Origin of the sequence: Bradyrhizobium sp. BR 10261, from assembly GCF_019455395.1 — a bacterium.
GTDB classification, from domain to species: Bacteria; Pseudomonadota; Alphaproteobacteria; order Rhizobiales; family Xanthobacteraceae; genus Bradyrhizobium; species Bradyrhizobium manausense.
In genome coordinates this window covers 157,262-181,854 of the sequence record NZ_JACOFQ010000009.1, presented here as the reverse complement: position 1 = coordinate 181,854, position 24,593 = coordinate 157,262, and the positions used below count along the sequence as shown (strand labels likewise).

The window sequence follows — 24,593 nt, the reverse complement described above, 5'->3', positions numbered from 1 at the left end:
CGGCTGGCCACCACTACAAGGGGACGGCGTTCTCAATGACGAGCGACATCGCAGCCATTCTTGCGATCGACGGGATCGCCACCGGCGCAGTCTATGCGCTGGTGGCGATCGGAACCGTCCTCATCTTCACGGTGACACGGGTCATCTTCATTCCCTTTGGCGACATCGCCGCCTTCACGGCGCTGACGCTGGCCGCCCTCGACGCCAAGCGCTTTCCGGGCACGGGCGCGCTGGTCGTCATCCTCGCGTGCCTCGCAACCCTGATCGAGATCATCTCGCTGATGCGCGCGGGCGAGCTTCGCCTGCTGCCGCGCGCGCTGTTCTTCTATCTGGCGCTGCCGCTGGCCGTGGTTGGAATTGCCTGGCTGACGATGCGCGCCGATCCGCCGCTCGGTGTCAGACTCGTGCTCGCCTTGCTGCTGATCACGCCGATCGCTCCGCTACTGGACCGGATCGTGTTCCGGCCCATCGCCGACGGAACGGTGCTGCTGCTGCTGACCGTCTCGGTCGCGCTGCACTTCGCACTGGTCGGGCTTGGCCTCTTGTTCTTCGGTCCTGAAGGCGTCCGGACCGAGCCGCTGACCTCGTTCTCGACAGAGTTCGCCGGCGTGCTGATCTCGGGCCAGACCATGCTGATCGTGATCGCCGCCCTCGTCTTCTCCGGCCTGCTCTATCTGTTCTTCGACTTCACGCTGGTCGGAAAATCGCTGCGCGCCACCGCCGTGAACCGGACCGGCTCCCGCCTGATGGGCATCCGCCCCGCGCGCGCCGGCACCATCGCTTATCTGCTGGGCTCGCTGATGGCCGGCGTCTCCGGCATCCTGATCGCACCCGTCAACACCGTGTTCTACGATTCCGGCTTCCTGATAGGCCTCAAGGCCTTTGTCGGCGCCATCGTCGGCGGCATGACCAGCTATCCAGGAGCTGCGATCGGCGCGGTTGGGGTCGGCATCCTCGAAAGCTTCGCCTCCTTCCAGAGCAGCGCGCTGAAGGATGTCATTGTGTTCTCGCTGCTGATCCCGATCCTGATCTGGCGATCGCTCGCCTCGCTGCATTCCGAGGAGGAGATCGAGGAATGACGCGCCTTCACGTTCAGCTCGCAGCAATCGCCGCGGTGGCGTGCCTCGCGCTCGCGCCGCTCGTCCTCAGCCCGTTCAGCATCACGCTGATGAACTATATCGGGATCTATTCGCTGGTCGCGATCGGCCTTGCCCTGCTCACCGGCGTCGGCGGCATCGTGTCGTTTGGACAGGCGGCCTTCGTCGGCGTCGCGGCTTACGCAACCGCGTGGGTCTCGGCGCTGAACGGGTACTCGCCCTGGCTCGGCCTCGGGTTCGGCGTGGTGCTGACCTGCGGTGTCGCTGCTATCCTCGGCGTCGTCACTCTGCGGCTGCAGGGACATTTCCTGTCGCTCTCGACCGTCGCCTGGGGATTGGCGATCGGCTTCCTTTTCGGCAATGTCGAGGGGCTCGGCCGCTTCAACGGCATCTCGTCGATCCCGCCGATCAGCATCGGATCGTTCGCGCTCGTCAGCAGCGCGCAGATCTATTTCCTGATCTGGGGCATCGTCGCAGCGGTGCTCTTCCTCGGCTACAACCTGTTGGACTCCCGGCTCGGCCGGGCCATGCGCGCGCTGCGCGGCGGCAACATCCTGGTCGAGAGCCTCGGCATCAACGCCTTCCAGATCAAGCTCGTCACCTTCGTGATCGCCGCGTTCCTCGCCTCCCTCTCCGGCTGGCTCTACGCGCATATGAGCCGCTTCATCAGCCCGGGCCCGTTCGATGCAGGCATGGGCATCGAATATCTAATGATGTCGATGGTCGGCGGCGCCGGCAGTTTGCTCGGCGGCGTCGTTGGCGCGGCGATCGTCACCCTGCTGAAGAACAGTGTGCAGGACTATCTGCCGCTGATCGCCAAGGGCGCGTCCGGCCAGCTCGAGATCGTCGCGTTCTCCGCGCTGTTCATCCTGTTCCTGCAATGGGCGCGGCAGGGCATCGTACCATTCGTCGCGCGCTATCTGCCGAAGATCAAGCGCGAGCGGCCCGAGCCAGCGCCGCCGTTGCCCCGCCGCCCGCAGCCGGCACCGGGCGAGCTGCTTCTGAAGGTCGATGGCGCGGAGCGCCGGTTCGGCGGCCTCGTCGCGGTCAACAATGTCAGCTTCGAAGTCCGCTCCGGCGAGATCCTGGCCGTCATCGGCCCGAACGGCGCCGGCAAGAGCACGATGTTCAATTGCCTCACCGGCGCGCTCAGGGTGAACAAGGGCGAGATCGTCTTCGCCGGACGCCCGATCACGCGCGATCCGCAATCGCGCATCGCCAAGGGTGGAATCGCCCGGACGTTCCAGCATGTGAAGCTGCGGCCGCGCATGAGCCTCCTGGAGAACGTGATGCTCGGAACTTACGCGCGCACCAGCACGGGCCTGTTCGCCGGCGCCTTCCGCCTCAACCAGCGCGAGGAAGCCAGCACAAGGCACGAGGCGTTGATGCAGCTCGAACGCGTCGGGCTCGGCGACAAGCCGTTCGAGCTCGCCGGCAATCTGCCGCTCGGCAATCAGCGCATCCTGGAGATCGCCCGCGCGCTCGCCGCCGACCCGGCGCTGCTGGTGCTGGACGAGCCGGCGGCGGGTCTGCGCCGCCAGGAGAAGCTGCGGCTGGCGGAGCTGCTCCGCTCGCTGCGATCGGACCATCTCACCATCCTGATCGTCGAGCATGACATGGAGTTCGTGATGTCGCTGGTCGACCGCATCGTGGTGCTCGATTTCGGCTCCAAGCTTTGCGAGGGCGCGCCCGCCGCGATCCGCAGCGACGAGCGGGTGCAAGAGGCCTATCTCGGAGGCGTCGCGTGAGCGAGATGTTTTCGATGCGCGATGTGACCGTCTGTTACGACAATGTCGAAGCGGTCCGCAACGTCACGCTGTCGGTCGAGGAAGGACAGATCGTCACCGTGATCGGCCCGAACGGCGCCGGCAAGACCACGCTGCTGATGGCGGCGATCGGCCTGCTCGCTGCGCGTGGCCGCCTCGTGTTCCAGGGCAACGACATCGGCAGGATGTCGGTCGAGGACCGGGTCGAGCGCCGGCTATGCCTGGTGCCGGAGAAGCGAGAGCTGTTCTCCGACATGTCGGTCGCCGACAATCTCCTGCTCGGCTCCTACAGCCTGCGCGACCGCTCCGGCGTGCAGACGACGCTGGACGAAGTCTATGACCGCTTCCCCCGCCTGAAGGAGCGGCAGCGCCAGGCCGCCGGCACCCTCTCCGGTGGCGAGCGCCAGATGCTGGCGCTCGGCCGCGCGCTGATGGCCAAGCCGAAGCTGCTGATGCTGGACGAGCCCAGCCTCGGTCTCGCGCCGCTGATCGTGCGCGAGATCTTCCGCACCATCGCCTCGCTGCGCGACCTCGGCGTCTCGATCCTGCTGGTCGAGCAGAACGCCCGCGCCGCGCTGGAGACGGCCGACTACGGCTACGTGCTCGAGACCGGCGAGATCGTGCAATCCGGTCCGGCCAAGGATCTGATCCACGATAAAAGGCTGATCACGGCCTATCTCGGCGGGCACTGACCGGTCCGACCAGAACCGTCGAAAACAACCCCATGCACAGTAGCCGCTGACAGCGATGTCAATGGCTTAGCCACCCTTTTTGCGGATTTTGCGAAATCGGCTTGCTCCGTCGGGCAAAACAGTGGCATGATGTCATCATCGCCGCTCAGGCTTGTTCGCACCCAACAACGGCGGCTCGACACAGGGGCCGTTGTGGCGAGGCTCACATGTTTAGCACATCCTCATCACGCGGTACCTCGGCCTATCGTGAACGTCTGACGCGAGCCGGCCAACGAATCAAGGCAGCCGCAAGGTTGGTGGCGTTCGCGCTGGTCGCCGCGCTCGTTGCTGCAAGTTTGAACGCCACGTTTGGAGATACGCCGGCCGCACGAGGCTTTTCGCAGCCGGGCCTTCAGCGCATCGGTGACTATCTACGACATGAGATCGCGATCAGTAAAATTCCCGGCGCGATCCTGTTGATCCAGCAGCACGGAAAGCCGGTCTACTACGAAAAATTCGGCCTGCGCGACGTCGCAACCAAGGCGCCGATGACGGATGACACCATCTTTCGGTACTATTCGATGTCGAAACCGATCACATCGGTTGCCGCGCTGATGCTGGTCGACGACGGCAAGCTGTCGCTGGACGACCCCCTCTCCAAATACATTCCGGCATTTGCCGACGTAAAGGTCGGCGTTGAAAAGCCCGACGCGACTGGAAAGCCGGTGTTTGCGCTGGAACCGCTCAAGCGCCCGATCACCATACTTGATCTGATGCGACAGACTTCCGGTATCACCTACGGGTTTTACGGCGACGGCCCCGTGCAAAAACTCTATCGGCAGGCCGACCTTTACGGCGGCGATTTTGACAACGCCGAGTTCGCTGCGCGCCTGGCGAACCTGCCGCTCGCCGAGCAACCTGGCACGAGGTGGACCTATAGCCATTCCGTCGATGTGCTCGGGAGGGTGATCGAGGTGGTTTCGGGACAATCGCTGTTTCAGTTCGAGAAGGAGCGGCTGCTGGATCCCCTTGGCATGAGCCATACCGCGTTCTTTGTCGCGGACGAGGCGAAGCGACCGCTGGTTGCCCAGTTCCTGCCGGATGACCTGATAGAACCGCCCATTGCCGGAATCAGGGACCCGATGGTGCATAGGCGCTGGGAATCCGGCGGAGCCGGAATGGTCGGGACGACCGGCGACTACGCGCGTTTTGTGCAGATGCTCTTGAATGGCGGCACGGTCGACGGACGACGCTATCTGAAGCCGGAGACGGTGGCCCTGATGACGTCGGACCAAATCGGTCCCGGGAGCGGAATCGCACCCGCCGATATCTATTTTCTGGCAGTCCACGCCGGATTCGGGTTGGGGGTTGCCGTGCTCACATCGCCGCAACCGAAGAGGCCGTGGCCGCCAGGCATATATGGATGGGATGGCGTGGCCGGCACCTTTTTCTTTGTCGATCCAAACGACGATCTGTTCGCGCTGTGCATGATGCAGTCACCGTCGCAGCGCGGGCGAATCGAGACGGAGTTGGCGCCGCTGATTTTCGACGCGATGGTGAGGTAGCCTGCCAGAGCTTGACCGACTTCAGGGACCAATCGCGATTGCCGTTAGCCGGCGATGCATCGGCTCCTACCACGAGCCGCCCGCGTCACTCCTTGGCCGCGCCGGCGAGTTGATCGAATAGGCTTCCCTTTGCATTGAATGAGCGGTATCGGCCATTTGCGAAGTTGCGCCTCGTCTGCCGGAGGTCCGCTAATTGCGCCCGAGCGGACCAGATTTGCTCAACCTGAGTTCTTCGCATTTTGACCCAGAACTGACGTCTTCTTCTGACCGGTCGCTCCATCCTTTCCCCTACCTCACGCTCATGTGTCCACAGAAGGCCGCCGCCATTATTGAATTACGCTCGTAATTTTATATTATGATCGTAATGGCATTGAAGCTGAGCCTCTGATCTACGGCAACAGCGAACTGCCGCACACGCTTTTCGCGAGGACTCCATGAACGACCTTACCGCCGCTTCACGGCGCATTGCAGCGCAAGAACTTACGAATGACTCGCTGGGGGTCGTGTCCGCGGCAGCGGCCATTCGCAATGGCGAAATCACTTCAGAAGCTTACACCGCAGGCCTTCTGCAGCGTTCGCGAGCGCTGGCCGAACTCAATGCCTTTATCACCATCGACGAGGACGCGGTGCTGGCGGCCGCGAGGGATGCGGACAAAGCACGTGGGGCTGGATCGGCGGCTCCGCTGCTGGGCGTGCCGTTCGGGGTAAAAGACAGTTATTTGACGAGGGGGTACCCTACGAGCCTAGGACTCGATAGCCTCGCCCATTTCGTGCCGCGTGAAGATGCGGACGCTGTCCGTGCTATCACGCGCGCGGGCGCTCTGTTATTCGGGAAGAATAACCTGGTCGAGATGTCCTACGGCTTGACCGGTCATAATGCACGCTTCGGGCAGGTGAAGAATCCGTACGCACGCGATCGTGTGTCGGGCGGCTCGTCGAGCGGCTCCGCCGCAGCGGTGGCCGCCGGCCTCGTTCCGGCGTCGCTGGGCGGTGACACCGTTGGGTCAATCCGGGTGCCTGCATCGTTCTGTGGTGTCGTGGGATTCAAGCCAACGACCGGACGTTGGCCGCGCGATGGCGTTGCTCCGATCTCCCACACACTCGACACGACGGGCGCATTCGCGCGAAGCGTCGAGGACTGCATTTTGCTCGATCAGGTCATGACGGGTGAACAAGCGTCCGTCCAATCCTCCAATGGCGGCTACGATCTCAAGGGAGCCCGACTGGCTTTCGCGCCCCGACAGTTTCTCGAGCTGGTGGACCCGGATGTCGAGACCCGGTTCCGCGAGGTGGTCCGGCGGCTAGAGGACGCTGGCGCCGAAGTGGTCGAGGTCGACCTTGGCGACGATTTCAACGCCCTGATCCAAACCGCGACATGGGGCATCTTTGCTCACGAGACGATGGGCGCGATTTCGGAATTCCTTCGCCGCCATGACATTCCGACCACGTTCGAGGCGATCTATGACGGGCTCAAGCCTCAACTTCGGCAGGCGTGGGGACACATCGCTTTACCGGGTGGTGCAGGTGCGATCTCGGCAGAAGCCTATCAGACCGCGCTCAACGTGAGCCGGCCCGAAATCCAGCGCCGTTTCGACAGGGCGTTCGTTGCCCACGGAGCGGACGTCATTCTGCAGCCGACGACGCCGTGCACCGCGCCCTTAATCGAGGAGCAAGCGACCATCCATATCGCGGGGCAGGAGGTCAGCTATCTTGCATTGGCAAACCACACCGTGTCGGCGAGCAGCGTGGGGTTGCCGGGTCTCAGTCTTCCCGTCGGCCTTTCTCGCGCCGGACTGCCAATTGGCCTGGAGCTTGATGCTTCGCTAGGTAGCGACCGGACGCTTCTAGCCCTTGCACGCAAGATCGAAAGCGTTTTTGGTACCCGGCCAATCGCGATCTAGCGCCATGATCCATAGTCGCTGCTGGGTATTGGTGGAGTTGCGAGAAAATGCGTTTCGAGAAGGGTCACAAGGCGGAGACACGACGGCATATTGTCGACGTGGCATCGAAGTGCATGCGCCGGGACGGCATCTCCGCCACGGGAATTGCGGGGATTATGGGCGAGGCCGGCCTCACCAAAGGAGCCTTCTCTCCGCACTTCGAGTCCAAGGACGCGCTTGTTCGCGAAGCGCTGGGCAGAGCGCTGGGTGAGCAGCAGCTTTGCCTTGAGCAAGATCAGCTTAAGGGCATCGATCTCGAAGGCACGATCCGCCGATATCTGAACCACGCCCACCTTGAAGGCGCCGCGGACGGGTGTCCCTCCGCGGCGTTGCTTCCGGAAATCGCCCGTCAACCCCTGTCCACCAGGCGAGATTACGAGAAAGCACTGCATAGCTACGTCATGGCCCTGGCCGCACTGCTTCCCGGCGAAGATTCCGTCAAAAAGCACCGCTGCGCGATGGCCATCTTCGGCCTCATGGTGGGCACCTTGCAGTTTGCGCGAGTTGTGCCTGACGCTGCCAAAGCGCGGCAGATCATGGAAGGTGGCGTGGAAGCCGCGTTGCATTTGGCGCGAGGTCCATCACCTTAAGGTCAGGAACCGCGCGGAGGGGCTCAAGCCAGCATGCCGCGTGCCCCAAATACCCAAGCCCGCTTCGGGGTCCATCTGCGAAGTTGGGCCGCGCCTGACGCAGGTCCGCCCATCGTGCCTGAGCGGACCCGGTTTGCTCAGCCCAAGTTCTTCATGCCTTTTGGGCTCGAAGCCGACGCGTCGGTGTGGGCGTGTAGTTCTGCCAATGTCCCGGTTTACGGCTGCGGTCCTGATAAATTCATCTCACGCTCGGCCCGGAACACGTTTCCATAGAGACTTGCAATCCATTGACGACCGCGAGCTGTGACATTGAGATATCGTATCGCCGTACGAATTTGGGGGGCTACGTTCTTCCAATAGAACTGGGGATACTTGTAAACAATGTCTGCCGCCGTAGCGTAGCCCAGTGCCTTGTTGAGCCCAATCTCTTCAAATTCGTAAAACAGGGCGTTCGACTTTCTTAGATAATTGGGATCGCCGAGTTGGCCTATAAGATCCGCAGCCCGCAGTAACAAGCCCTCCTCTTCGATCAGACTGTCATTCGATGATATCGTATAAGGAAAACGGGTATATTCAATTGCTTGGGCAATTCGGTTCGCATCAAGGACTTCGACGGAGTCCAGGCGTTCGAGGACGAACAATTTCGAGCGGTCGACATGATAGGGAGCAAGGGCGGCATCAGATGATCCTCGAGGCAGACGAATTGTGCCACCAGTCACATCTGCAATAAAACAATCGTCTTCATCTCCTTGAACAACGCCGCGAACGTATCCGATGTCATGTGCAAGGCATGCCAAGATGAAGTTGGCATAATCGTTTGCTGTCGTTGGTCTCAGCAGGGCGCGTCCGGTTAAAATGTCATGTCCGGCAAGGGTAACGAGCAATGTGTGCTCAATATTGTGGTACAGGGCGTCGCTGTTACCAATGCATTCCAAAGTGAGCTTGGCCGCAAACGGAAGCAACTCAGTTAAACCGGCATGTGAAGCTCCAAACCGGTCCTTAGTTTCCGCGGTCAGAAATGACCCCAAAGCTTGCGATACTAGTTCCGGAACTGTGATCATTTGAATCTTCCGTTCAGCTTGTGCAGCGTGACAACTCTGCGTCGTGTAGGATGAGTTCAAACAATAAAGGACCTTCAACAGCAATAGTACCACTTCTCAACCGCGCCGGCGTTGTGGGGCTGCTGACGGTCGTAGGTGTGAAGAACAGCAACATCCTACACCTGCGTTAACCCTGTCGGCAAATGATCCGCGCGCGGCACGTCCACTGCCGACAGATTGCCTCATTGCAGCAGAGACTTTTTCAACAGCACTAACCTTGGTTAGAGGCGTATCATGCTGAGACCGAGCTTCCTGGGTCTCCTCATCGTATTGGCGGTAGGAGTCCTATCAGCCATGGAGCTGCGAGCTCCCCCGCGCTTCACGGTCGCGATCGTCCAGTCGCCTGCCGCACCACACGCTGGCTCAACGGCCTCGCCCGACATACTGGCGAAAGGCGATCGCCTTGACGTCGCCCCGGTGAGCAGCGCGACACCTCCCCAGGTTGCTTTGGCCGAAGCGCCTGTTGCTCCCCCAAACAATGCCAGTATCGCTTCGCCCGAGCCTTCAAGGCCGATCGCCCGCCAACGCCACAATTCGACGACGGCCGCGGGCGCCGGGCGTCCCAAACCAAAGAAGGCAATCGTTATCAAGCAAACTGCCATTGCCGAGCGTTCAAAGCCCGGAAGCGAGACCGTGTCCTGTAGGCTCGCGGCGTTTGGTGGCTTGCGCAAGGCGCTCAATTTATCCGGCTGCGAAATCTGAGAGGCGCGGGCTTACGCTTTGCGGTGCCCTATGGCCAAAGGCGTCTGCCGTGAACGCTCCCTCTTGATCGAACGCATGCCGTTAACCGGGTCCGGCAGCCCCGAGTATCTCGTCAAACGGCATCTTGCCGTTCTATCCAAGCCAGTAGAGCCTTCCGGCCGCTTCCGTGTTCGCGAGACGTCTGACTGGAAGCAGCACGCGGGAAACCTCGAAGCTGAGATGTTCAAGCGAGGGATGTTCTTTGACATCATCGATTGGTCGGAGGACCAAGGCCGCCTACCCCTTTAGGCCGACCTGATATCACGGACGACCCCTGACAGTTTGATCCCCAAGATCTCTTCGACCGAGATAGTGCTCGCCTCCAATATAGGAACTGCTCCTCAAGCCATCTATTGAACCCATACATGGCGGCGATCGTGGGAACTGATCGAGAGGTACGCCGGGAGAGTTCTCGTTGCAGGACGATAACACCACGCCCAAGGAGCCGCGTGACGGGCAAAGGCCGTCGAGCCTGGAGGAGGCGCGCAAAGTCATAGAAGATTACGCCAACGAGTTGCGTGAGATGCTTCGGAAGCTCCGCCGCAAAATGGATGAGAATCAATGACTGTGCGGGTGGTCTGCCGCAGCTCGCCGCTCGGTCGCATGCTCATGGAAGAGTACGAGAACGGCGGTATGCCTTACTGAGTGTAGTCGTGCTGCCGGTTTTGCTCCCTTCGGCAAGGAAGCGAGGGCATTGCGGGAGGTCTGGTCTTCGCCTGGCTGACCTCAACTCGGAGCACGGCGGCGTCCGCTTCCGAGAGATTACCCACCAATGGCGTGCTGGCTGCCGAGGGCCGCCTTTGGACCCAAACCGGAAGTTTGCCGGTCCGAGCACCGTTGCTTATTTGACCGTTTCAAGAGGCCGATTTCCGCACCGGACCATGCGACGGGTGATGTAAGGCGCCTACACGTTGATCTCGCCGGCGGCCCGCACAATCGCTGCAATGGCTGCCTTGGCTGCCGGCGATGAGGTTCTCCCTCGTAAGCGGACGATGCCCGTGCTCGACGGCGGCGACAGCCAGCCCTGCACGACAAGCCGAACGAGCGCGCCCGATTCCAGCTCCTCCCGTACCGCCGCGTCCGTCGCACCCAGAACGGTATCTGTGGTGAGCGCGACCGTCTTGAGCATGCCGTAGTTGTCGCACTCGAGCGCAATGGTGACATCCTGACCCCCAGGCAGGCCCAGCAGGGCGGCCAGCTCAACCGTTGAAGGGCTCAGCAGCGTAGGTACCGCAACTCCGTACGCCCAGACTTCCTGCAGCGTGTGCTCGCGCCCAGCCAGCGGATGGCCTGCCCGCACATACAGGTTGGCCGGTTGCCCTCCGATCAGCTGGATATCCAGCGCGGCATCCCTGGGCATGTCGCGCACATCGGCGGCAAAGAACTCGATGCTCTCGGTACGCAGGCTCTCCAGCAACTGCACCGAGTTGCCGACCTCCATGCGCAGCGCCAACTGCGGGTGCTGGCGGCGTAGCGCCACAAGCGCACGTGGCATAAGGGTGGCCGTCAACAGCGGCCCTACACCGAACGCCGTGTCGCCTAGCTGGCCGCCGCGGTAAAGATTCACGTCGCGCTGCAGGCAACGCGCCTCGAAAAGCAGCTTGCGCGCTCGGTCGATGACGAATTCGCCGGCCGGTGTTGGGCGGACATCACCCACGTCGCGGTCGAACAGGCGGATACCCAAATCGCTCTCGATGGCCTGGATGCTGCGGCTGAAGGCCGGCTGGCTGAGGTGAACGGCTTCGGCGGCACGGGCGAAGTGCAGGGTGTCCGCAAGGGCGACGACGTGGTTCAGGCGGCGCAGATCCATGGTATTGCGCTCCATGCATCAAGATGATGAGAACTATGCATTAGACGCATTATGCCGGCACTCCTAAAATCGTTCTCACGATAAAAAACATGTGAGCGATAGGAGACACCCCACATGAGCTCGCAACTGCAATACCTCCTGATCGGCGCCTGCATCCTGGGCTTTGCCGCCATGGAGCTCATCACCCGGCGCTACCAGACCACCGTGCGAGACAACGCGACAGCCAACGACACCTGGCTGGAGGTGCTGATGTTCGTCAGCCTGATCGCCATCACCCAGCCGATCGCTCTGCTGGGCAGCAACGCGCTGTGCAACTGGCTTATGCCCGCGCAGCACAACGCCTGGGCCAACCTGCCGTGGTGGGCCATGGCCGGCCTGCTGCTGATCGGCGATGACCTCACGCAGTACCTCTGGCACCGCGCCTCCCACACGCCGCTGCTATGGCCGCTGCACCGCGCGCACCACAGCGCGGCCTACATGAGCGTGCGCATTACCTACCGCAACAACTTCTTCTACTACCTGATGATGCCGGGCCTGTGGATCGGCGGCGTGGCGGTGTATCTTGGTTTCGGCCCGATCTATGCGGCGTACCTGGTGATCAAGCTGGCGGTCATCCTGGGCGCGCACTGCGCCTGGGCGTGGGACGCGCCACTGTACCGCATCCGCGCGCTGCATCCGCTGATGTGGGTGCTGGAGCGTACCATCTCCACGCCGGCCACGCACCAGGCGCACCACGCGCTCACCAACGAAGATGGCATCGGCCATTACAAGGGCAACTTCGGTAATTTGCTATTCTTCTGGGACGTGCTGTTCGGCACCGCGCATATCACACGGAAATATCCGGCCAAGGTCGGCCTGCTGGACGACATCCTGTTTGGCCCGGAGCGCTGGACCACGCAGATGTTCTATCCGCTGGTCCACTCCAAGCGCGAGCATTCGGCGCTGCGCCCCGGCGGCTATGGCTTCACCGAAGCCGACCTACCGACCGAAACCAAACAGGAGGCCGCATGAACGACCGCGCCAGGTTCGACGTGCTGGTTGCCCCGCCCGTGCGGGTGGCGCATTCGAGGCGCAGCAGCAGGCGTTCGCGATGCCTCGGAAGGAGCCGAAATGCGTAACCATCTAGCTTCATCCGACTCATCGGTATTGGTTAGGAGAAGGCGATGATCGTCTGTTCCTGCAATGTGTTCAGCGACCATCAGGTTCGGGCAGTGGTCGTAAAAGAGGCGCGACGGCCCCGTATGAGCGAGGTTTATGCCTGCCTCGGATGCAACGCCCAGTGCGGCCGCTGCGCTCACGTTATCAAGCGGATCATGGATGAAAGGGTCGGCTCCGCTCATGCGAACGCAAGCATGCACTAACTTGGCGTTGATAAAGTCACGCTCACGCGCGCGCCCTCGTTATTTCGCTTGGAGACACGCGAAAAAGCAAGAGAAAGGGAACTTCATGAACGCGCCTGTCAATTCCCGTTCGATCGACATTCCCGCTGAATTTCAGTTCTGCTTTGACAAGCAGCGTGCGGCTTATCTGGCGGCGCCGGAGCCACCCTACGATCAGCGCATGGCCGACTTGAAAGCGCTCGCGCAGCTCCTGAAGGACAACAAGGATGAGTTGGTCGCAGCGATAAACGCCGACTACGGCAACCGGTCTGAATTCGAGACCCTTTTCGCAGAATACTTCGTTGTCCTCGAAACAATCGCCGACGCCGCCAAGAATTTGAAGAAATGGATGAAGCCGCAGCGCAGACGTGTCGACTTCATGACCTATCCGCTCGCGCGAAATCGTGTCATCCCGCAGCCGCTCGGCGTTGTCGGGATCATCGTTCCCTGGAATTTTCCGCTCAATCTCAGCTTCTGCCCGCTCGCAGCGATTCTGGCGGCCGGCAATCGAGCGATGGTCAAGATGTCGGAAAATTCAAAAGCGCTCGCCCAGGTTCTGATGCGTATCTCCCCAAAGTATTTTCCGATAGAGAAGCTTGCCTTTTTCGAGGATGGCGGCGGACGAGGACCGGGATTCTCGTCATTGCCCTTCGACCATCTGCTGTTCACGGGATCCGGTGCTACCGGCCGCTCGGTCATGACCAACGCAGCCCGCAACCTCACCCCTGTCACGCTTGAACTGGGCGGCAAGGCACCTGCGATTGTCGGGCCTGACTTCCCGGTCAAAACAGCGGCGGAGCGCATTCTCTGGGTGAAGATGTTCAATGCCGGTCAGATCTGTACGAATGTCGACTACATGTTTCTGCCCAAAGGAAGTGAGGACGAGTTCGTCCGCCATTGCCGGCGGCTGTTCGCCGAGCGCTTCCCGGACATCAATGGCCAGGACTACACGTCGATCATCGATGAACGAGCTTTCACGCGGCTCCAGGCGACGCTGGAGGATGCCCGTACAAAGGGTGGGGTTCTGGTCAATCTCGCGGAACAGCAGATTCCGGACGCGAAGCGTCGCAAATTTGCACCGTATCTCGTACTAAATCCGACGGAAGACATGATTGTCATGCAGCGCGAGATCTTTGGCCCGATCTTGCCGATCAAGACTTATACAGATCGGCAGGAGGTCGCCGATTATATCAATAGTCACGACCGCCCGTTGGCAATCTATCCATTCACCCACAATGCCGAGCTGCGCGACTTCTACATCTCGCGGGTCATGTCGGGTGGCGTATCAGTCAATGAAGCTCTCCTGCACGTCGGCCAGCACGACCTGCCATTCGGTGGGGTCGGGGCGAGCGGCATGGGCCATTACCACGCGCGCGAGGGGTTCAACACCTTTTCAAAATTGCGCCCGGTCTTCTACCAGGGCCCTCTCTCGCCGATCCAAATGCTATTTCAGCCGCCCTACGCCGGCCGCCCAATGAGCGTCCTGCAGACGATGATCAAGTGGAAGACGTGATGCGAGCGCTTGATCCTCCTAACCGTCTGGCTGCGGCCTGGAGCCATTCTCATTGGCGCGGAGACCACCATGAAGGGTAAAGTCGTTGTCATCACCGGCGCGCTGGGCGCGCTTGGCAAGGTGGTCGCCGAGGAAGCACTTTCGCATGGCGCGCGCGTCGCGGGCATCGATCATGCGCCGCCGCAGCTCGCGGCAACCGCTGACCGGATCGAACTCGGCGGCGTTGACTTGACCGACGCCGCCCAGGCGAAAAAGGCGATCGATGCCGCGGCGGCGCAATTCGGCGCAATCGATGCGCTGATCAATATTGCCGGCGGGTTTACCTTCGAGACCATTGCCGACGGCGATCCCAAGGCGTGGAAGCGCATGTACGCTCTCAATGTCGAGACAGCGCTGAACGCTACCCGCGCGGCGATTCCGCACCTTCTGAATTCGCGCGCGGCCCGCATCGTGAATATCGGCGCGATGGGCGCACTGCAGCCCGGCTCCGGCATGGGTCCTTATGCGGCGTCGAAGGCAGGCGTGCACAAGCTGACGGAGTCACTTGCCGCCGAGTTGAAAGGCAAGATCACAGTGAACGCGGTGCTGCCCTCGATCATCGATACCGCGGCAAACCGCGCCAGCATGCCGAAGGCCGATCCCGCCAAATGGGTCGCGCCGAAGGAACTCGCCGATGTTATCCTTTTCCTGGCAAGCGACGCCGCCAGTGCTGTCACCGGCGCGCTACTGCCGGTCAACGGACGGGTCTGACGCCCGCTTTCGCGTCGTGTATCCGACGCGCGGGATCGGGGTTGGGCGCCAGCGTCCAACCCCGTTCTGCCTATCAGCTGGCGTGCAGGCCGATCAGTTCGCTCCCGACCCGGACACCACACCTGGAACAGGGAAGGTTCGGCACATCTCGACGCACTCTGACCTGAGGCGCGCGAGAACCGCATCGTCGCCGTTGGCCCGCAGAGCAGCCGCAATGAACTCGCCGATGCGACGCATTTCGGTCTCTCCCATGCCACGCGTGGTCGCCGCCGGTGTCCCGAGGCGAACTCCACTCGGCCTGAGCGGCGGGCGCGGATCGTCTGGAATAACCTGCTTGTTCGTGGTGATGGCTATGGCGTCGAGCACCTCCTCGGCTGCTCGCCCGTCGAGTCCGATGGACGCTGCCGTATCGACGACCATCATGTGATTGTCAGTTCCATCCGTCACCAGCTTCATGCCGCGCTCCATCAGTGCGCCGGCGAGAACCTTCGCGTTGCGCAAGACCTGCCGCGCGTAACCCTGGAAGTCCGGGGTCGCCGCCCTTTTGAGCGTCACGGCAATCCCGGCCACGACATTCATGTGAGGTCCGCCCTGCAGACCTGGAAAGACAGACGCATCGATCCGCCCCGCAATTTCCCTCCGGCACAGGATGATCCCGCCTCGGGGGCCGCGTAGCGTCTTGTGCGATGTCGTTGTCATGACGTCAAAGCCGGCATCAAGCGGATTGCGCATGACATCAGCGGCAACCAATCCGCCATAATGGCTCACGTCAGCCATCGTGAGCGCGCCAACTTCGTCGGCAACGCTTTTGAATGCGGCATAGTCGAGGTCGCGCGGATAGGAGCTGTAGCCGCACAACACCATCTTCGGGCGCACTTCACGCGCAATCGCGCGCAATTCGTCGAAATCTATCGCGCCTGATGATGGGGTCGTCTTGTAGCGCATGAAGTTGAACAGACGCCCCATGTGGGACACCGGCGCGCCGTGGGTGAGATGACCGCCATGGGAGAGGTCCATGGCGAGAATGGTGTCGCCGGGATTCAACAGGCCGAGATAGACGGCCTGATTCATCGGTGATCCCGAAAGCGGCTGAACGTTGGCGTGCTCGGCACGAAACAGCGAGCAGGCCCGCTGCCGGGCGAGGTTCTCGATGTCGTCCGTATACTGCTGGCCGCCGTAATATCTGCGTCCAGGATATCCCTCGGAATATTTGTTGGTGAAGACCGATCCGAGCAGTTCGAGCACCTCCGGATAGGTGTAATTCTCCGACGGAATCAGTTCGACGCCGTCCTGTTGACGGCGCTCCTCCCCCGCGAGGGCGGCGGCGATCTCGGAATCGTTGATCGACAGTTCGTTGCGAAATGACGGCATGCTCGGGCTCCTCAACACGCTGTTTTTCCAGCAGATGGGTTGCCCAGGCGATCGGCGTCCGAACCATTCGCGCTTCACCGTGGTCGTTTCCACGTTAGCTCGCCAGTCGCGCGATAGGACGAATGAGCACGGGGGCTCTTCGCAAAGCAAGGTTAGCCGACCTGCGCACCGTCTGCAACTGCCAGTTCGTGCGGCCGTGGGTCACCCGTGGCGGACAAGCTATCCGCGTACGAGCGTCACGCCGGTGACGAGACACACAACGCCGATTCCTCGCAGGACCGTGATGGGCTGTCGCGGCAAGCCGAAGAAGCCGACCTGGTCGAAGGCCAGTGAGCTCAGCAATTGGCCGACGATGATGAGCGTTGCCACCGACGTGACGCCGAGCCGGGGCACCATGGAGATGCTGGTGGCAATGAACATCGCGCCAAACACACCGCCTGTCCACGCCATCCAATGAGCGCGGCCGGCGAACGCTGCGTCGGGAATCGGTTCACGGACGGCGATGAGCAGCAGCAGCAGAGCCACGGTCCCTCCACAATAGCTGACAAACGCGCTCCACCGCGCAGATTGCAACGCGTGACCAAGGCTTGCATTCAGGACTTGTTGAAGCGCGAGGCTGAAGCCTGCGGCCAGGACGACAAGAGATGCGAGGAAATTCATGCGGCTCCTTCAGACCCATCAGAGCAAGGAGCGGACAGCTTAGGCGCCTCCCCTACGCCGCGTCTGGAACGAAATCGACCGTTCGACTGCGAACGCGCTGCGGTAGGCCGCCGGCGTCACGCCATAGGCGCGCCGAAAATGCCTGCCGAAGTGGCTCTGGTCAGCGAATGCTTCGGCATAGGCAACGTCCGCGACGGGGTCGCCTCGCTTGAGCCGCATCCGGGACGCCGCCACGCGTATCGCCAAACGATAGGCGCCAGGCGTCACGCCGATCTGACGCTTGAAGGCCCGAATGAAACCGTCGCGCGAGTAGCCCGACCGTTCCGCGACCACACCAATCTCGAGATCATTGCACAGGACGAGCTTCGCCAGATCCAAAGTCTTCGCAAAGGGCACCTCATCGCTCAAATCAGCAGCGCCGACCGCATCGAGCAGGTCCTCAGGCGAAACTGCGCGTGAATGGCGCAGGTGTCTCGGCCTTGCAATCCGCCGCACGGCATCGCGAGTGTTCGGTACGTACAAATGGGTCACGACAGATCCCTCGCCTCCATGGGAGGAATGGGGGACGCCGGCGGGAATGATCACGACGTCGCCAGCGGTCGCACGGAATTCACCGAACGATGTCGCGTAGATCCGCCATCCTCTTCTGATCGCGGAGATCTGAACGTCGGGGTGGACGTGACAGGCGAGCGCAATAGGCTCCGCGGCCGAAAGCGTTCCGACTTCAATCAGCGAGTCGGCTGCCCATGGGCGATAGTTCCAGGAGTCGAGCATCCGTGTTTTATAGGGTGATTTCGTCACGGCCGCCATGAGGTCCGCTGTAAGAAGCATCGGGGCGCATATGAGTGGAAAGCCTGGTTCTGCTACGCGGACTCCATCGCGGGAGAGCGGACCGGGCGGAAAAGGGAACAAAGGCTACGCGATCCGATTAGAAATCTACGGCTGAAAGCTGGACAAGAATTATTCCTGGAGGAGCGTCCTCACTACAAAGGGAGCAACCAATGGATCACGAGCGAAAATCATCAGAAGCGGGGAAACGGGCCGCTGAGGGCTTGCGCGAGGCAGCTGCCAAGGACGAAGCGAAACGCGAGAGCAAGACGGGGCACGATCTCGCCAAGGGCGCTGATCGCTTCGAAGAACGCTCAAGAAGCTCCGATGGAAGAAGCGCAGAAGAAAAACAAAAAGGGTAGATGCCTACAACGGCCCGGCGTGGCCCATCCTTCGCAACCCGGCGCCGTTCTTTACCTCCCGAGCAGCCTGTCCGCCGGCGCTAACCACTGGTTCGGCACTGCACGCGCTTGGTTCACCATGGGAGTTCCAAAAGACCGTGACGCACTTCTCAGGATCGTTGCGACTTTGACGCAGTTGTCGTCCCGAGGACAACGGCGGCGAGCATGGACCAGAAGTTATACAAGCCAGGCGGGCGCGTGCGGCAATCGGCTCCGGGATTTGTCAGGGTGCGTGGTGCGCGCGAGCACAATCTGAAGAACCTGGACGTCGACATTCCCCGGGACGCGCTGGTCGTGTTCACCGGCGTATCCGGCTCCGGAAAATCCTCTCTGGCATTCGGGACACTGTATGCCGAGGCGCAACGGCGCTACCTGGAATCCGTCTCGCCGTACGCCCGCCGCCTGTTTCACCAGATGGCAGTGCCTGAGGTGGACGAGGTCGAGGGGCTGCCGCCGGCGGTGGCGCTGCAGCAGCAACGGGGATCGTCGACCACGAGATCGAGCGTCGGCAGCGTCACGACGCTGTCGAACCTGCTTCGCATGCTCTATTCCCGCGCCGGCGACTATCCGAAGTCGCAACCCCTGCTTTATGCCGAGTCGTTCTCGCCCAATTCGGCGGAAGGGGCCTGCCCCAGGTGCCACGGCCTCGGGCGCGTCTACGACGTGACCGAACGCTCGATGGTGCCCGACGATACCCTCACCATTCGCCAGCGCGCCGTCGCGGCATGGCCGACCGCATGGCACGGCCAGAACCTGCGTGATATTTTGACGACGCTTGGCTACGACGTGGACAGGCCGTGGCGCGAGCTTCCGAAAAAGGACCGTGACTGGATTCTGTTCACGGACGAGCAGCCCACGGTGCCTGTTTACGCTGGTTACGACGCCAAGGAGGTTCGGAGAGCGCTCCGGCGCAAGGAGGAGCCGAGCTATCAAGGCACTTTCACCGGCGCCCGTCGCTACGTCATGGAGACGTTCGCCAATACGACCAGCGCGATGATGAAGAAGCGCGTCTCACAATTCATGTTGAGCGCTGAATGCCCGCTTTGCCACGGCAAGCGTCTCAAAGCCGAGGCGCTCTCGGTCAAGTTTGCCGGAATGGATATTGCCGAGATGGCTCGGGTTCCGTTGAAGCAATTGGCGGTGCTGATGCGGCCATATTGCGACGGAAGCGCTGGCCGGCGGGACGCTCACCCCGAGAAGGCGATCGTCGTGCAGCGGATTGCCCAGGATCTGAGCGCACGACTTGGCGTGCTCCTCGACCTCGGTCTCGGTTACCTGAGCCTCGAACGCAGTACGCCGACTTTGTCACCGGGCGAACTCCAGCGTCTGCGTCTGGCGACGCAGGTACGCTCAAACCTCTTCGGGGTGGTCTATGTGCTCGATGAACCGTCTGCCGGTCTCCATCCCTCCGACACGGAAGCGCTGCTCCGGGCGCTCGACAAGTTGAAAGCGGGCGGAAACTCGCTCTTTGTGGTCGAGCATGAGCTGGACGTGGTGCGACACGCCGACTGGATCGTCGACGTTGGGCCCGACGCCGGTCGGCACGGCGGCAATATCCTTTACAGCGGCCCCGTCGACGGATTGAAATCCGTCGAGACATCGCACACCGCAAGATACCTGTTTGGCCGAGTCCCACCGCCACGGCAAAATCATCGCAATCCGAAAGGCTGGCTCAAGCTGAGCGGTGTCGAGCGCAACAATCTCGGGGGGATCGATGTCGCCTTCCCGCTGGGTGTGCTGACATCAGTCACTGGCGTATCCGGGTCTGGCAAGTCCAGCCTTGTCAGCCAGTTCCTCGTGGAGGCGCTGAGTAGCCACTTCGGGCAGTCCCACGCATCCGACGATGTCGGCGAGGACATCCTTCAGCGCGCGCCTGATGTCGCTTCGGGCGGCAAAATCACCGAAGGGCTTGATCGGTTGAAGCGGTTGGTCGTGGTGGACCAGAAGCCGATCGGAAGGACTCCTCGGTCCAATTTGGCGACCTACACCGGACTTTTCGACGAGGTGCGAAAGCTGTTCGCGCAGACGAAAGATGCGCGACGGCATCGCTTCGACGCCGGCCGATTCTCTTTCAACCTTCCGAAAGGGCGATGTCCGAACTGCCAGGGAGAAGGATTTGTCTGCGTCGAGTTGCTGTTCCTGCCCAGCGTCTACGCACCATGTCCGGAGTGCCAGGGTTCGCGGTATAATCCGGACACGCTGAAGATCAAGCTCAAGGGCAAGTCGATCGCGGACGTTCTGGCGATGACCGTCGATGAGGCCTATGCGTTTTTCCTGGGCGACGTCCACATTGCGAGGTCGCTCGACGTGATCCGGCAGGTCGGGCTCGGTTATATCCGTCTGGGCCAGCCGGCCACGGAGCTGTCCGGCGGCGAGGCACAACGGGTCAAGCTTGCCACTGAGCTGCAGCGCACCCAGCGAACGGGAAGCATCTATGTCCTGGACGAGCCGACCACCGGCCTGCATCCCTCGGATGTCGAGAAGCTGATTGTTCAGCTGAACGGACTGGTCGACGCCGGCAGCACTGTCATCGTCGTGGAGCACGACATGAGCGTCGTGGCCGCAAGTGATTGGGTGATCGACATCGGGCCAGGCGCCGGGGATGAGGGAGGACAGGTCGTCGCAGCCGGGCTGCCGCTGGAGATCGCGCAGCACGGGTCGAGCCGCACGGCGCCCTATCTGGCGCGAGCGCTGAAAGATTATCGGCTGCGATCATGAGGAGCAGCAGCAGAGCTACGGTCCCGCCACAATAGCTGACGAACGCACTCCACCGCGCACGCGCCGCACGGCACTGTGAGCGTCCGGTGCGTACAGATGGGTCGCGACAGATCCTCACCTCCATGCGAGGAATGGGCTGAACCGACGCGACGGCCTCCGAGCAGACAGGATCGAGCGACTTTGATCCTGCTCAAAACGACCGATTGCGGTGTCCCCTACAAAGGCGGTGCACTCAGACCCGAGTGCGGAGTACCCCTACCCATTGCGACAAAGGCCGCCGTCCCCCAACGGCGGCCTTTTTGTACCTTCACGCCGTCGTGCTCCCGCCTGCAAGACAGGGACCCGGCCCTTCTCGGAAGTTTCATGAGGCCTCACGCCTCACCCTGTGATCAACGGAGCCCGATGCAGCCAGTCATCGCTGTGCAGTTGGTCCAGCACGAATGTCGCGACCTCCTGTCGCGAGATGCTGCCGCCGTGGAAGTCGGAGAGATCCGTCAGGGCCTGTACCGCGCCACGGCCGGGCTTGTCGTTCAGGATCGTGGGACGAACGACGATCCAGTCGAGCCCGCTGTCTCTCACGATGGCCTCCTGCCTGTCCTTGTCGGCATACACCTTCTTCAGAAGCAGCGGGAAGATCACGCGATCGAACAGGAAGCCCCCATGCCCGCGGCTGTCACCGGCGCCGATCCCCGTGATCGCAACCAGGCGAGCGACATGCTCGGCCTTCATCGCCTGGACGAGCGCGCGCGTCGCGCTCGAGAGCAGCGTCACGTCGCGGAAGGGGCTCGCCGGCGTGCCGAGCGCGCTGACGACGGCGTCCTGTCCCCTCAGGGCTTCGCGAAGCACCTTCGCCGCGCGCACGTCGCCGAGGACGAGCCTGACGCCGTCCAGATCGCCGGCCTTCTGCGGTGACCGCACCAGCGCGGTGACCTGATGGCCGCGCGCCAGCGCCTGCTTGACGATCTGGCGTCCGGTGCCGCCGGTTGCGCCAAGAACCAGTATCTTCGTCGGTGACGTGCTCGCGTTACTGTCGATGAGGGTCGTCATTGTTGCCTCCATGAATGCGGATACTGATCGGGAACCAGATTGTTCGACGCGAAGGTGAATTGGTCAGAGCGTGCCGTCGGCGAGCAGCTCGCGGGTGCGCTTGAGCGTCGACAGCAGCGCGGCCCTGTAGCCTCTGTCGCTGTCGAACTGCGCCTGCTCGGCCTGCTCCTCGGGACCATCAGGCTGCTTTCCGCGCAGGCCGAGATAGCAGTAGAATCTCAGCAGCGGCTCGCCGGCATCGTCCTCGACGATCTCGTTGATGATGGCGCCTTCACGCGGGCCGGTGGCCTGGAAGAACGTGACCTTGCTCTGCGGCTCGAGCGTGATGATCTCGCGCAGATCCGCGCCGGCGATGGTGGCTTCGCGCACGAAGTGCGTCGCGCTCTCCGCGACGACGTCGCAACGCGTGCAGAGGCCGGGCGGCAGAAACAGGCGGGCGTCGCGCGCCTTGAGCTCCAGCCCTTTCCAGACCTGCTCGCGGCTCAGCCGAGTTTCGCCCTCGGGGTTCACGGGGACGGTGGCGGTCGAATAGATCATGACGATGGTCCTTGTTGCTGTGTTGGCGTTCGGCGGCGACAGCTGCGCCGGCCGGGTTGGTGACCACGAAACTAGTGATCCAAAAGAATAGCGATAGCCGCTTGTTTTGGACGCATCGTCTCACGGGTGGAACGGTCGTCAGATTTCCAGGAGCAGCCGCGACGCGGCGCTGCGCGCACGGCGCTTTCAAGTGCTGCAGTTCGAAGAGAGAGTGCTCGGAAGCTGATCGGCGGCGCTCGGCTCGGAGGAGGTCGAGCCACGCGCCTACCGCAGCCGGAATTTGACCTGGGTCAACGCCGAGAAACGCGCATCGGCACATCATTCTCGTGTGGCCGCCGCATGCGATTGCTTGCGGTCGGCAAAGCTCAGTCTGCGATCTCATGGAGGAAACGATGAGTTCCTCGAATTCTGCAATGAGCGACACGCATCGGCCAGTCAGCGAGACCATGCACGGGTCGGCGTCAATCTCATCACGACGGGGCTCGCGACCACGAGTCGCGATCGGAGGCAGAAAGCCCGTGAACGGGATCCAGGCAACGACGCGCTGATCCTCGCGTGCTCCGAGCTGGCCGAGATAATCGACTTCAAGACCAAACGACAGGAGAACTCCTCATGAACAAGATGCTGGTTGCAGTTTTCGAAACCGAGGCTTCGGCATTCGAGGGCTTGAGCGCCCTGCGGGAGCTTCATCAGGAGGGAGACATCTCGCTTTATGCCTCGGCGGTGGTCGTCAAGGACAAGGCGGGCAAGAACGAGGTCAAGCAGGCGGCTGACCAGGGTCCGGTGGGCACGGCTGTCGGCTTGGTCACCGGGAGTCTGATAGGGCTCCTCGCCGGCCCTGCGGGACTGCTCATCGGCGCCTCGCTGGGTGGCCTCGGCGGCCTGGCTTTTGATCTCGACAGCAGCGGCATCAGCGCGGCGTTTCTCGATGAAGTCTCGAAAGAGCTTTCGCCCGGAAAGGCGGCCGTGCTGGCAGACGTCGAGGAAACCTGGATGACACCCGTGGATACGCGTCTGCACAAGCTCGGCGCGACCATCTTCCGCCGCCTGCGCTCGGAGGTCATCGAGGATCAACTCATGCGCGAGAGCGCTGCGTTCGAGGCGGAACTGAAGGCGTTGCAGGAGGATCTCAAGCACGCAGCCGCCGAAAACCGCGTGGCGATCCAAAAGGACATGGAGCAGGTCAAGTTGCAGATCAAGACAGTGCAAGAGCAGGCGAAGAAGCGGCTTGACCAGGCCCGGGCCGAAACGGATGCGAGAATTCTGTCGCTGACGGACCAGGCAAAGCAGGCCAGCGATCGTGCCAAGCGCCGCATCGACAAGCGCATCGCCGAGGTCAAGGCCGATTTCGACGTCCGCGCAAAGAAGCTCAACCAGGCTTGGACGCTGACCAGAGAGGCGCTGGCGGCCTAGGCGTGGGCTTCTCAGCTTGAGGGCGCTCGGGGTTACGCCGGGCGCCCGCAATCGCCTGAGCACCGGCAGGCTCGTCATGGTCGCGGCTGCGGCGATGCGGAACCCGCGCGCCTCTCGGTTATCCCCACGTCGCAGCAGTCTCGTTTCGTGATTGAGCTCGTGCTAACCAGCACGCCCCGTCTTGCAAACGTGGACAGACTGCTCGCTCAAGGACACGCCATGAAAGCACCCGCAAATCTCGCCGAAAAGCTCGCAACCTTCACCGACCGGTTCTCCCCGCGCACGGTCGCGACCTATAACGACAACGACATCATGGTGGCGAAGCTCGAGGGGCCGTTTCACTGGCACAAGCACGAGGATACGGACGACTTTTTTCTCGTGCTCGACGGGACGCTTGACATCGAACTGCGGGATCGCACCGTCACCCTCAACCCCGGCGAGGTTTTCGTCGTCCCCAAGGGCGTTGAGCACCGGCCCGTGGCGCGCGGCGAAGTGCACATCCTGTTGATCGAGCCGACGGGGACGCCGAATTCGGGTGACAAGGCCACCGCGGCGCCTCGCATCCTGGTCTGATCAACCCGCGCGCGCGATCAGAGCAATCGCCGCCGCGATCATCAGCGCCGCGGCGAGACCATGGACGCCCCGGCAAGTTAGTGATCCGGAATCTGGCCAAATACCGTATGTTTGGGCCGACCG

General features: G+C 62.1%; 24 protein-coding genes and 1 riboswitch. Of the genes, 16 read left to right on the top strand and 8 right to left on the bottom strand.

Features of this window, described 5'->3' with window-relative positions; translation table 11 throughout:
* Positions 1-35: 35 nt before the first annotated feature.
* From HYH07_RS13065 to HYH07_RS13040, 6 genes are all read left to right on the top strand, one after another.
* Positions 36-1,079: a branched-chain amino acid ABC transporter permease gene (locus HYH07_RS13065; protein WP_220002874.1), complete on the top strand. Its 1,044-nt coding sequence runs from the start codon at positions 36-38 to the stop codon at positions 1,077-1,079.
* Positions 1,076-2,845 carry an ABC transporter permease subunit gene (locus HYH07_RS13060; protein WP_220002873.1) on the top strand — a complete coding sequence of 590 codons (1,770 nt, stop codon included), beginning with the start codon at positions 1,076-1,078 and terminating at the stop codon, positions 2,843-2,845. The genes HYH07_RS13065 and HYH07_RS13060 overlap by 4 nt, the downstream gene beginning before the upstream one ends.
* Entirely contained in the window at positions 2,842-3,555 is a 714-nt protein-coding gene (locus HYH07_RS13055; RefSeq protein WP_220002872.1) for an ABC transporter ATP-binding protein, read from the top strand. The genes HYH07_RS13060 and HYH07_RS13055 overlap by 4 nt, the downstream gene beginning before the upstream one ends.
* 206 nt (positions 3,556-3,761) lie before the next feature.
* On the top strand, positions 3,762-5,099 hold the full coding sequence (locus tag HYH07_RS13050) for a serine hydrolase (RefSeq protein ID WP_220002871.1): 1,338 nt from the start codon (positions 3,762-3,764) through the stop codon (positions 5,097-5,099).
* A gap of 434 nt (positions 5,100-5,533) precedes the next feature.
* Positions 5,534-7,000 (top strand): amidase family protein, encoded by a 1,467-nt coding sequence (locus HYH07_RS13045; protein ID WP_220002870.1) that lies wholly within the window; start codon positions 5,534-5,536, stop codon positions 6,998-7,000.
* Between the two features lie 47 nt (positions 7,001-7,047).
* Positions 7,048-7,629, top strand: coding sequence for a TetR/AcrR family transcriptional regulator (locus HYH07_RS13040; RefSeq protein ID WP_220002869.1), 582 nt, complete (start codon positions 7,048-7,050; stop codon positions 7,627-7,629).
* 215 nt (positions 7,630-7,844) lie between these two features.
* Here HYH07_RS13040 and HYH07_RS13035 read toward each other — a convergent pair whose 3' ends face one another.
* Positions 7,845-8,690 carry a metal-dependent phosphohydrolase gene (locus HYH07_RS13035; RefSeq protein ID WP_220002868.1) on the bottom strand — a complete coding sequence of 282 codons (846 nt, stop codon included), beginning with the start codon at positions 8,688-8,690 and terminating at the stop codon, positions 7,845-7,847.
* A 333-nt stretch (positions 8,691-9,023) separates the two neighbouring features.
* On the opposite strand from HYH07_RS13035, the gene HYH07_RS13030 reads away from it, so the two are divergent.
* Together HYH07_RS13030 and HYH07_RS13025 are read left to right on the top strand one after the other, a co-directional pair.
* Positions 9,024-9,431 (top strand): hypothetical protein, encoded by a 408-nt coding sequence (locus HYH07_RS13030; RefSeq protein WP_228749470.1) that lies wholly within the window; start codon positions 9,024-9,026, stop codon positions 9,429-9,431.
* Between the two features lie 454 nt (positions 9,432-9,885).
* Entirely contained in the window at positions 9,886-10,035 is a 150-nt protein-coding gene (locus HYH07_RS13025) for a hypothetical protein (RefSeq protein WP_220002866.1), read from the top strand.
* A 339-nt stretch (positions 10,036-10,374) separates the two neighbouring features.
* Here the strand turns inward: HYH07_RS13025 and HYH07_RS13020 are convergent, their stop codons facing one another.
* A complete protein-coding gene (locus tag HYH07_RS13020) occupies positions 10,375-11,280 on the bottom strand; it encodes a LysR family transcriptional regulator (protein WP_220002865.1) in 906 nt (301 codons plus the stop codon).
* Between the two features lie 114 nt (positions 11,281-11,394).
* Between HYH07_RS13020 and HYH07_RS13015 the strand changes: the two genes are divergently transcribed.
* The 4 genes from HYH07_RS13015 (at position 11,395) to fabG (ending at position 14,922) form a co-directional block, all read left to right on the top strand.
* A complete protein-coding gene (locus HYH07_RS13015) occupies positions 11,395-12,291 on the top strand; it encodes a sterol desaturase family protein (protein ID WP_220002864.1) in 897 nt (298 codons plus the stop codon).
* 152 nt (positions 12,292-12,443) lie between these two features.
* Positions 12,444-12,641: a bacterioferritin-associated ferredoxin gene (locus HYH07_RS13010; protein WP_220002863.1), complete on the top strand. Its 198-nt coding sequence runs from the start codon at positions 12,444-12,446 to the stop codon at positions 12,639-12,641.
* Positions 12,642-12,726: 85 nt separating this feature from the next.
* Positions 12,727-14,172 (top strand): coniferyl aldehyde dehydrogenase, encoded by a 1,446-nt coding sequence (locus HYH07_RS13005; RefSeq protein ID WP_220002862.1) that lies wholly within the window; start codon positions 12,727-12,729, stop codon positions 14,170-14,172.
* A gap of 69 nt (positions 14,173-14,241) precedes the next feature.
* Entirely contained in the window at positions 14,242-14,922 is a 681-nt protein-coding gene (gene fabG, locus HYH07_RS13000; RefSeq protein WP_220002861.1) for a 3-oxoacyl-ACP reductase FabG, read from the top strand.
* A 93-nt stretch (positions 14,923-15,015) separates the two neighbouring features.
* Here the strand turns inward: fabG and glyA are convergent, their stop codons facing one another.
* The 3 genes from glyA to HYH07_RS12985 all read right to left on the bottom strand — a co-directional run bounded on the left by glyA (position 15,016) and on the right by HYH07_RS12985 (position 17,763).
* Positions 15,016-16,293 carry a serine hydroxymethyltransferase gene (glyA, locus tag HYH07_RS12995; RefSeq protein ID WP_220002944.1) on the bottom strand — a complete coding sequence of 426 codons (1,278 nt, stop codon included), beginning with the start codon at positions 16,291-16,293 and terminating at the stop codon, positions 15,016-15,018.
* Positions 16,294-16,327: 34 nt separating this feature from the next.
* Positions 16,328-16,413: riboswitch (ZMP/ZTP riboswitch) on the bottom strand.
* 99 nt (positions 16,414-16,512) lie between these two features.
* Positions 16,513-16,953 carry a DMT family transporter gene (locus HYH07_RS12990; RefSeq protein ID WP_220002860.1) on the bottom strand — a complete coding sequence of 147 codons (441 nt, stop codon included), beginning with the start codon at positions 16,951-16,953 and terminating at the stop codon, positions 16,513-16,515.
* Positions 16,954-16,992: 39 nt separating this feature from the next.
* Entirely contained in the window at positions 16,993-17,763 is a 771-nt protein-coding gene (locus HYH07_RS12985) for an AraC family transcriptional regulator (RefSeq protein WP_220002859.1), read from the bottom strand.
* A gap of 191 nt (positions 17,764-17,954) precedes the next feature.
* On the opposite strand from HYH07_RS12985, the gene HYH07_RS12980 reads away from it, so the two are divergent.
* A complete protein-coding gene (locus tag HYH07_RS12980) occupies positions 17,955-18,143 on the top strand; it encodes a hypothetical protein (RefSeq protein ID WP_220002858.1) in 189 nt (62 codons plus the stop codon).
* Positions 18,144-18,589: 446 nt separating this feature from the next.
* Here the strand turns inward: HYH07_RS12980 and HYH07_RS36580 are convergent, their stop codons facing one another.
* A complete protein-coding gene (locus HYH07_RS36580; protein WP_283842813.1) occupies positions 18,590-18,724 on the bottom strand; it encodes a hypothetical protein in 135 nt (44 codons plus the stop codon).
* Between the two features lie 121 nt (positions 18,725-18,845).
* Here HYH07_RS36580 and HYH07_RS12975 point away from each other — a divergent pair, with 121 nt between their 5' ends.
* Complete coding sequence (locus HYH07_RS12975; protein WP_312016660.1) at positions 18,846-20,900, top strand: excinuclease ABC subunit UvrA; 2,055 nt, start codon at positions 18,846-18,848, stop codon at positions 20,898-20,900.
* Between the two features lie 378 nt (positions 20,901-21,278).
* Here HYH07_RS12975 and HYH07_RS12970 read toward each other — a convergent pair whose 3' ends face one another.
* The gene (locus HYH07_RS12970) at positions 21,279-21,947 is read right to left on the bottom strand and encodes an NAD(P)-dependent oxidoreductase (RefSeq protein WP_220002856.1); all 669 of its coding nucleotides are present in this window, start codon (positions 21,945-21,947) and stop codon (positions 21,279-21,281) included.
* A 63-nt stretch (positions 21,948-22,010) separates the two neighbouring features.
* Positions 22,011-22,484, bottom strand: coding sequence for an AtaL-like protein (locus HYH07_RS12965; RefSeq protein ID WP_220002855.1), 474 nt, complete (start codon positions 22,482-22,484; stop codon positions 22,011-22,013).
* Between the two features lie 612 nt (positions 22,485-23,096).
* Between HYH07_RS12965 and HYH07_RS12960 the strand changes: the two genes are divergently transcribed.
* Positions 23,097-23,897: a DUF1269 domain-containing protein gene (locus tag HYH07_RS12960; protein ID WP_220002854.1), complete on the top strand. Its 801-nt coding sequence runs from the start codon at positions 23,097-23,099 to the stop codon at positions 23,895-23,897.
* Positions 23,898-24,116: 219 nt separating this feature from the next.
* Entirely contained in the window at positions 24,117-24,470 is a 354-nt protein-coding gene (locus tag HYH07_RS12955; RefSeq protein ID WP_220002853.1) for a cupin domain-containing protein, read from the top strand.
* The last annotated feature ends 123 nt before the right edge of the window (positions 24,471-24,593 follow it).

Excerpts from the sequence above, each read along its gene's own strand:
- HYH07_RS12990 (WP_220002860.1), bottom strand. The coding sequence starts at position 16,953 with ATGAATTTCCTCGCATCTCTTGTCGTCCTGGCCGCAGGCTTCAGCCTC.
- HYH07_RS13045 (WP_220002870.1), top strand. The coding sequence starts at position 5,534 with ATGAACGACCTTACCGCCGCTTCACGGCGCATTGCAGCGCAAGAACTT.
- fabG (WP_220002861.1), top strand. The coding sequence starts at position 14,242 with ATGAAGGGTAAAGTCGTTGTCATCACCGGCGCGCTGGGCGCGCTTGGC.
- HYH07_RS12970 (WP_220002856.1), bottom strand. The coding sequence starts at position 21,947 with ATGACGACCCTCATCGACAGTAACGCGAGCACGTCACCGACGAAGATA.
- HYH07_RS13030 (WP_228749470.1), top strand. The coding sequence starts at position 9,024 with ATGGAGCTGCGAGCTCCCCCGCGCTTCACGGTCGCGATCGTCCAGTCG.
- HYH07_RS13035 (WP_220002868.1), bottom strand. The coding sequence starts at position 8,690 with ATGATCACAGTTCCGGAACTAGTATCGCAAGCTTTGGGGTCATTTCTG.
- HYH07_RS13020 (WP_220002865.1), bottom strand. The coding sequence starts at position 11,280 with ATGGATCTGCGCCGCCTGAACCACGTCGTCGCCCTTGCGGACACCCTG.
- HYH07_RS12960 (WP_220002854.1), top strand. The coding sequence starts at position 23,097 with ATGAACAAGATGCTGGTTGCAGTTTTCGAAACCGAGGCTTCGGCATTC.
- glyA (WP_220002944.1), bottom strand. The coding sequence starts at position 16,293 with ATGCCGTCATTTCGCAACGAACTGTCGATCAACGATTCCGAGATCGCC.
- HYH07_RS12965 (WP_220002855.1), bottom strand. The coding sequence starts at position 22,484 with ATGATCTATTCGACCGCCACCGTCCCCGTGAACCCCGAGGGCGAAACT.
- HYH07_RS13050 (WP_220002871.1), top strand. The coding sequence starts at position 3,762 with ATGTTTAGCACATCCTCATCACGCGGTACCTCGGCCTATCGTGAACGT.
- HYH07_RS13010 (WP_220002863.1), top strand. The coding sequence starts at position 12,444 with ATGATCGTCTGTTCCTGCAATGTGTTCAGCGACCATCAGGTTCGGGCA.
- HYH07_RS13040 (WP_220002869.1), top strand. The coding sequence starts at position 7,048 with ATGCGTTTCGAGAAGGGTCACAAGGCGGAGACACGACGGCATATTGTC.
- HYH07_RS36580 (WP_283842813.1), bottom strand. The coding sequence starts at position 18,724 with ATGCGAAGCAGGTTCGACAGCGTCGTGACGCTGCCGACGCTCGATCTC.
- HYH07_RS12985 (WP_220002859.1), bottom strand. The coding sequence starts at position 17,763 with ATGGCGGCCGTGACGAAATCACCCTATAAAACACGGATGCTCGACTCC.
- HYH07_RS12955 (WP_220002853.1), top strand. The coding sequence starts at position 24,117 with ATGAAAGCACCCGCAAATCTCGCCGAAAAGCTCGCAACCTTCACCGAC.
- HYH07_RS13065 (WP_220002874.1), top strand. The coding sequence starts at position 36 with ATGACGAGCGACATCGCAGCCATTCTTGCGATCGACGGGATCGCCACC.
- HYH07_RS13005 (WP_220002862.1), top strand. The coding sequence starts at position 12,727 with ATGAACGCGCCTGTCAATTCCCGTTCGATCGACATTCCCGCTGAATTT.
- HYH07_RS13015 (WP_220002864.1), top strand. The coding sequence starts at position 11,395 with ATGAGCTCGCAACTGCAATACCTCCTGATCGGCGCCTGCATCCTGGGC.
- HYH07_RS13060 (WP_220002873.1), top strand. The coding sequence starts at position 1,076 with ATGACGCGCCTTCACGTTCAGCTCGCAGCAATCGCCGCGGTGGCGTGC.
- HYH07_RS12980 (WP_220002858.1), top strand. The coding sequence starts at position 17,955 with ATGGATCACGAGCGAAAATCATCAGAAGCGGGGAAACGGGCCGCTGAG.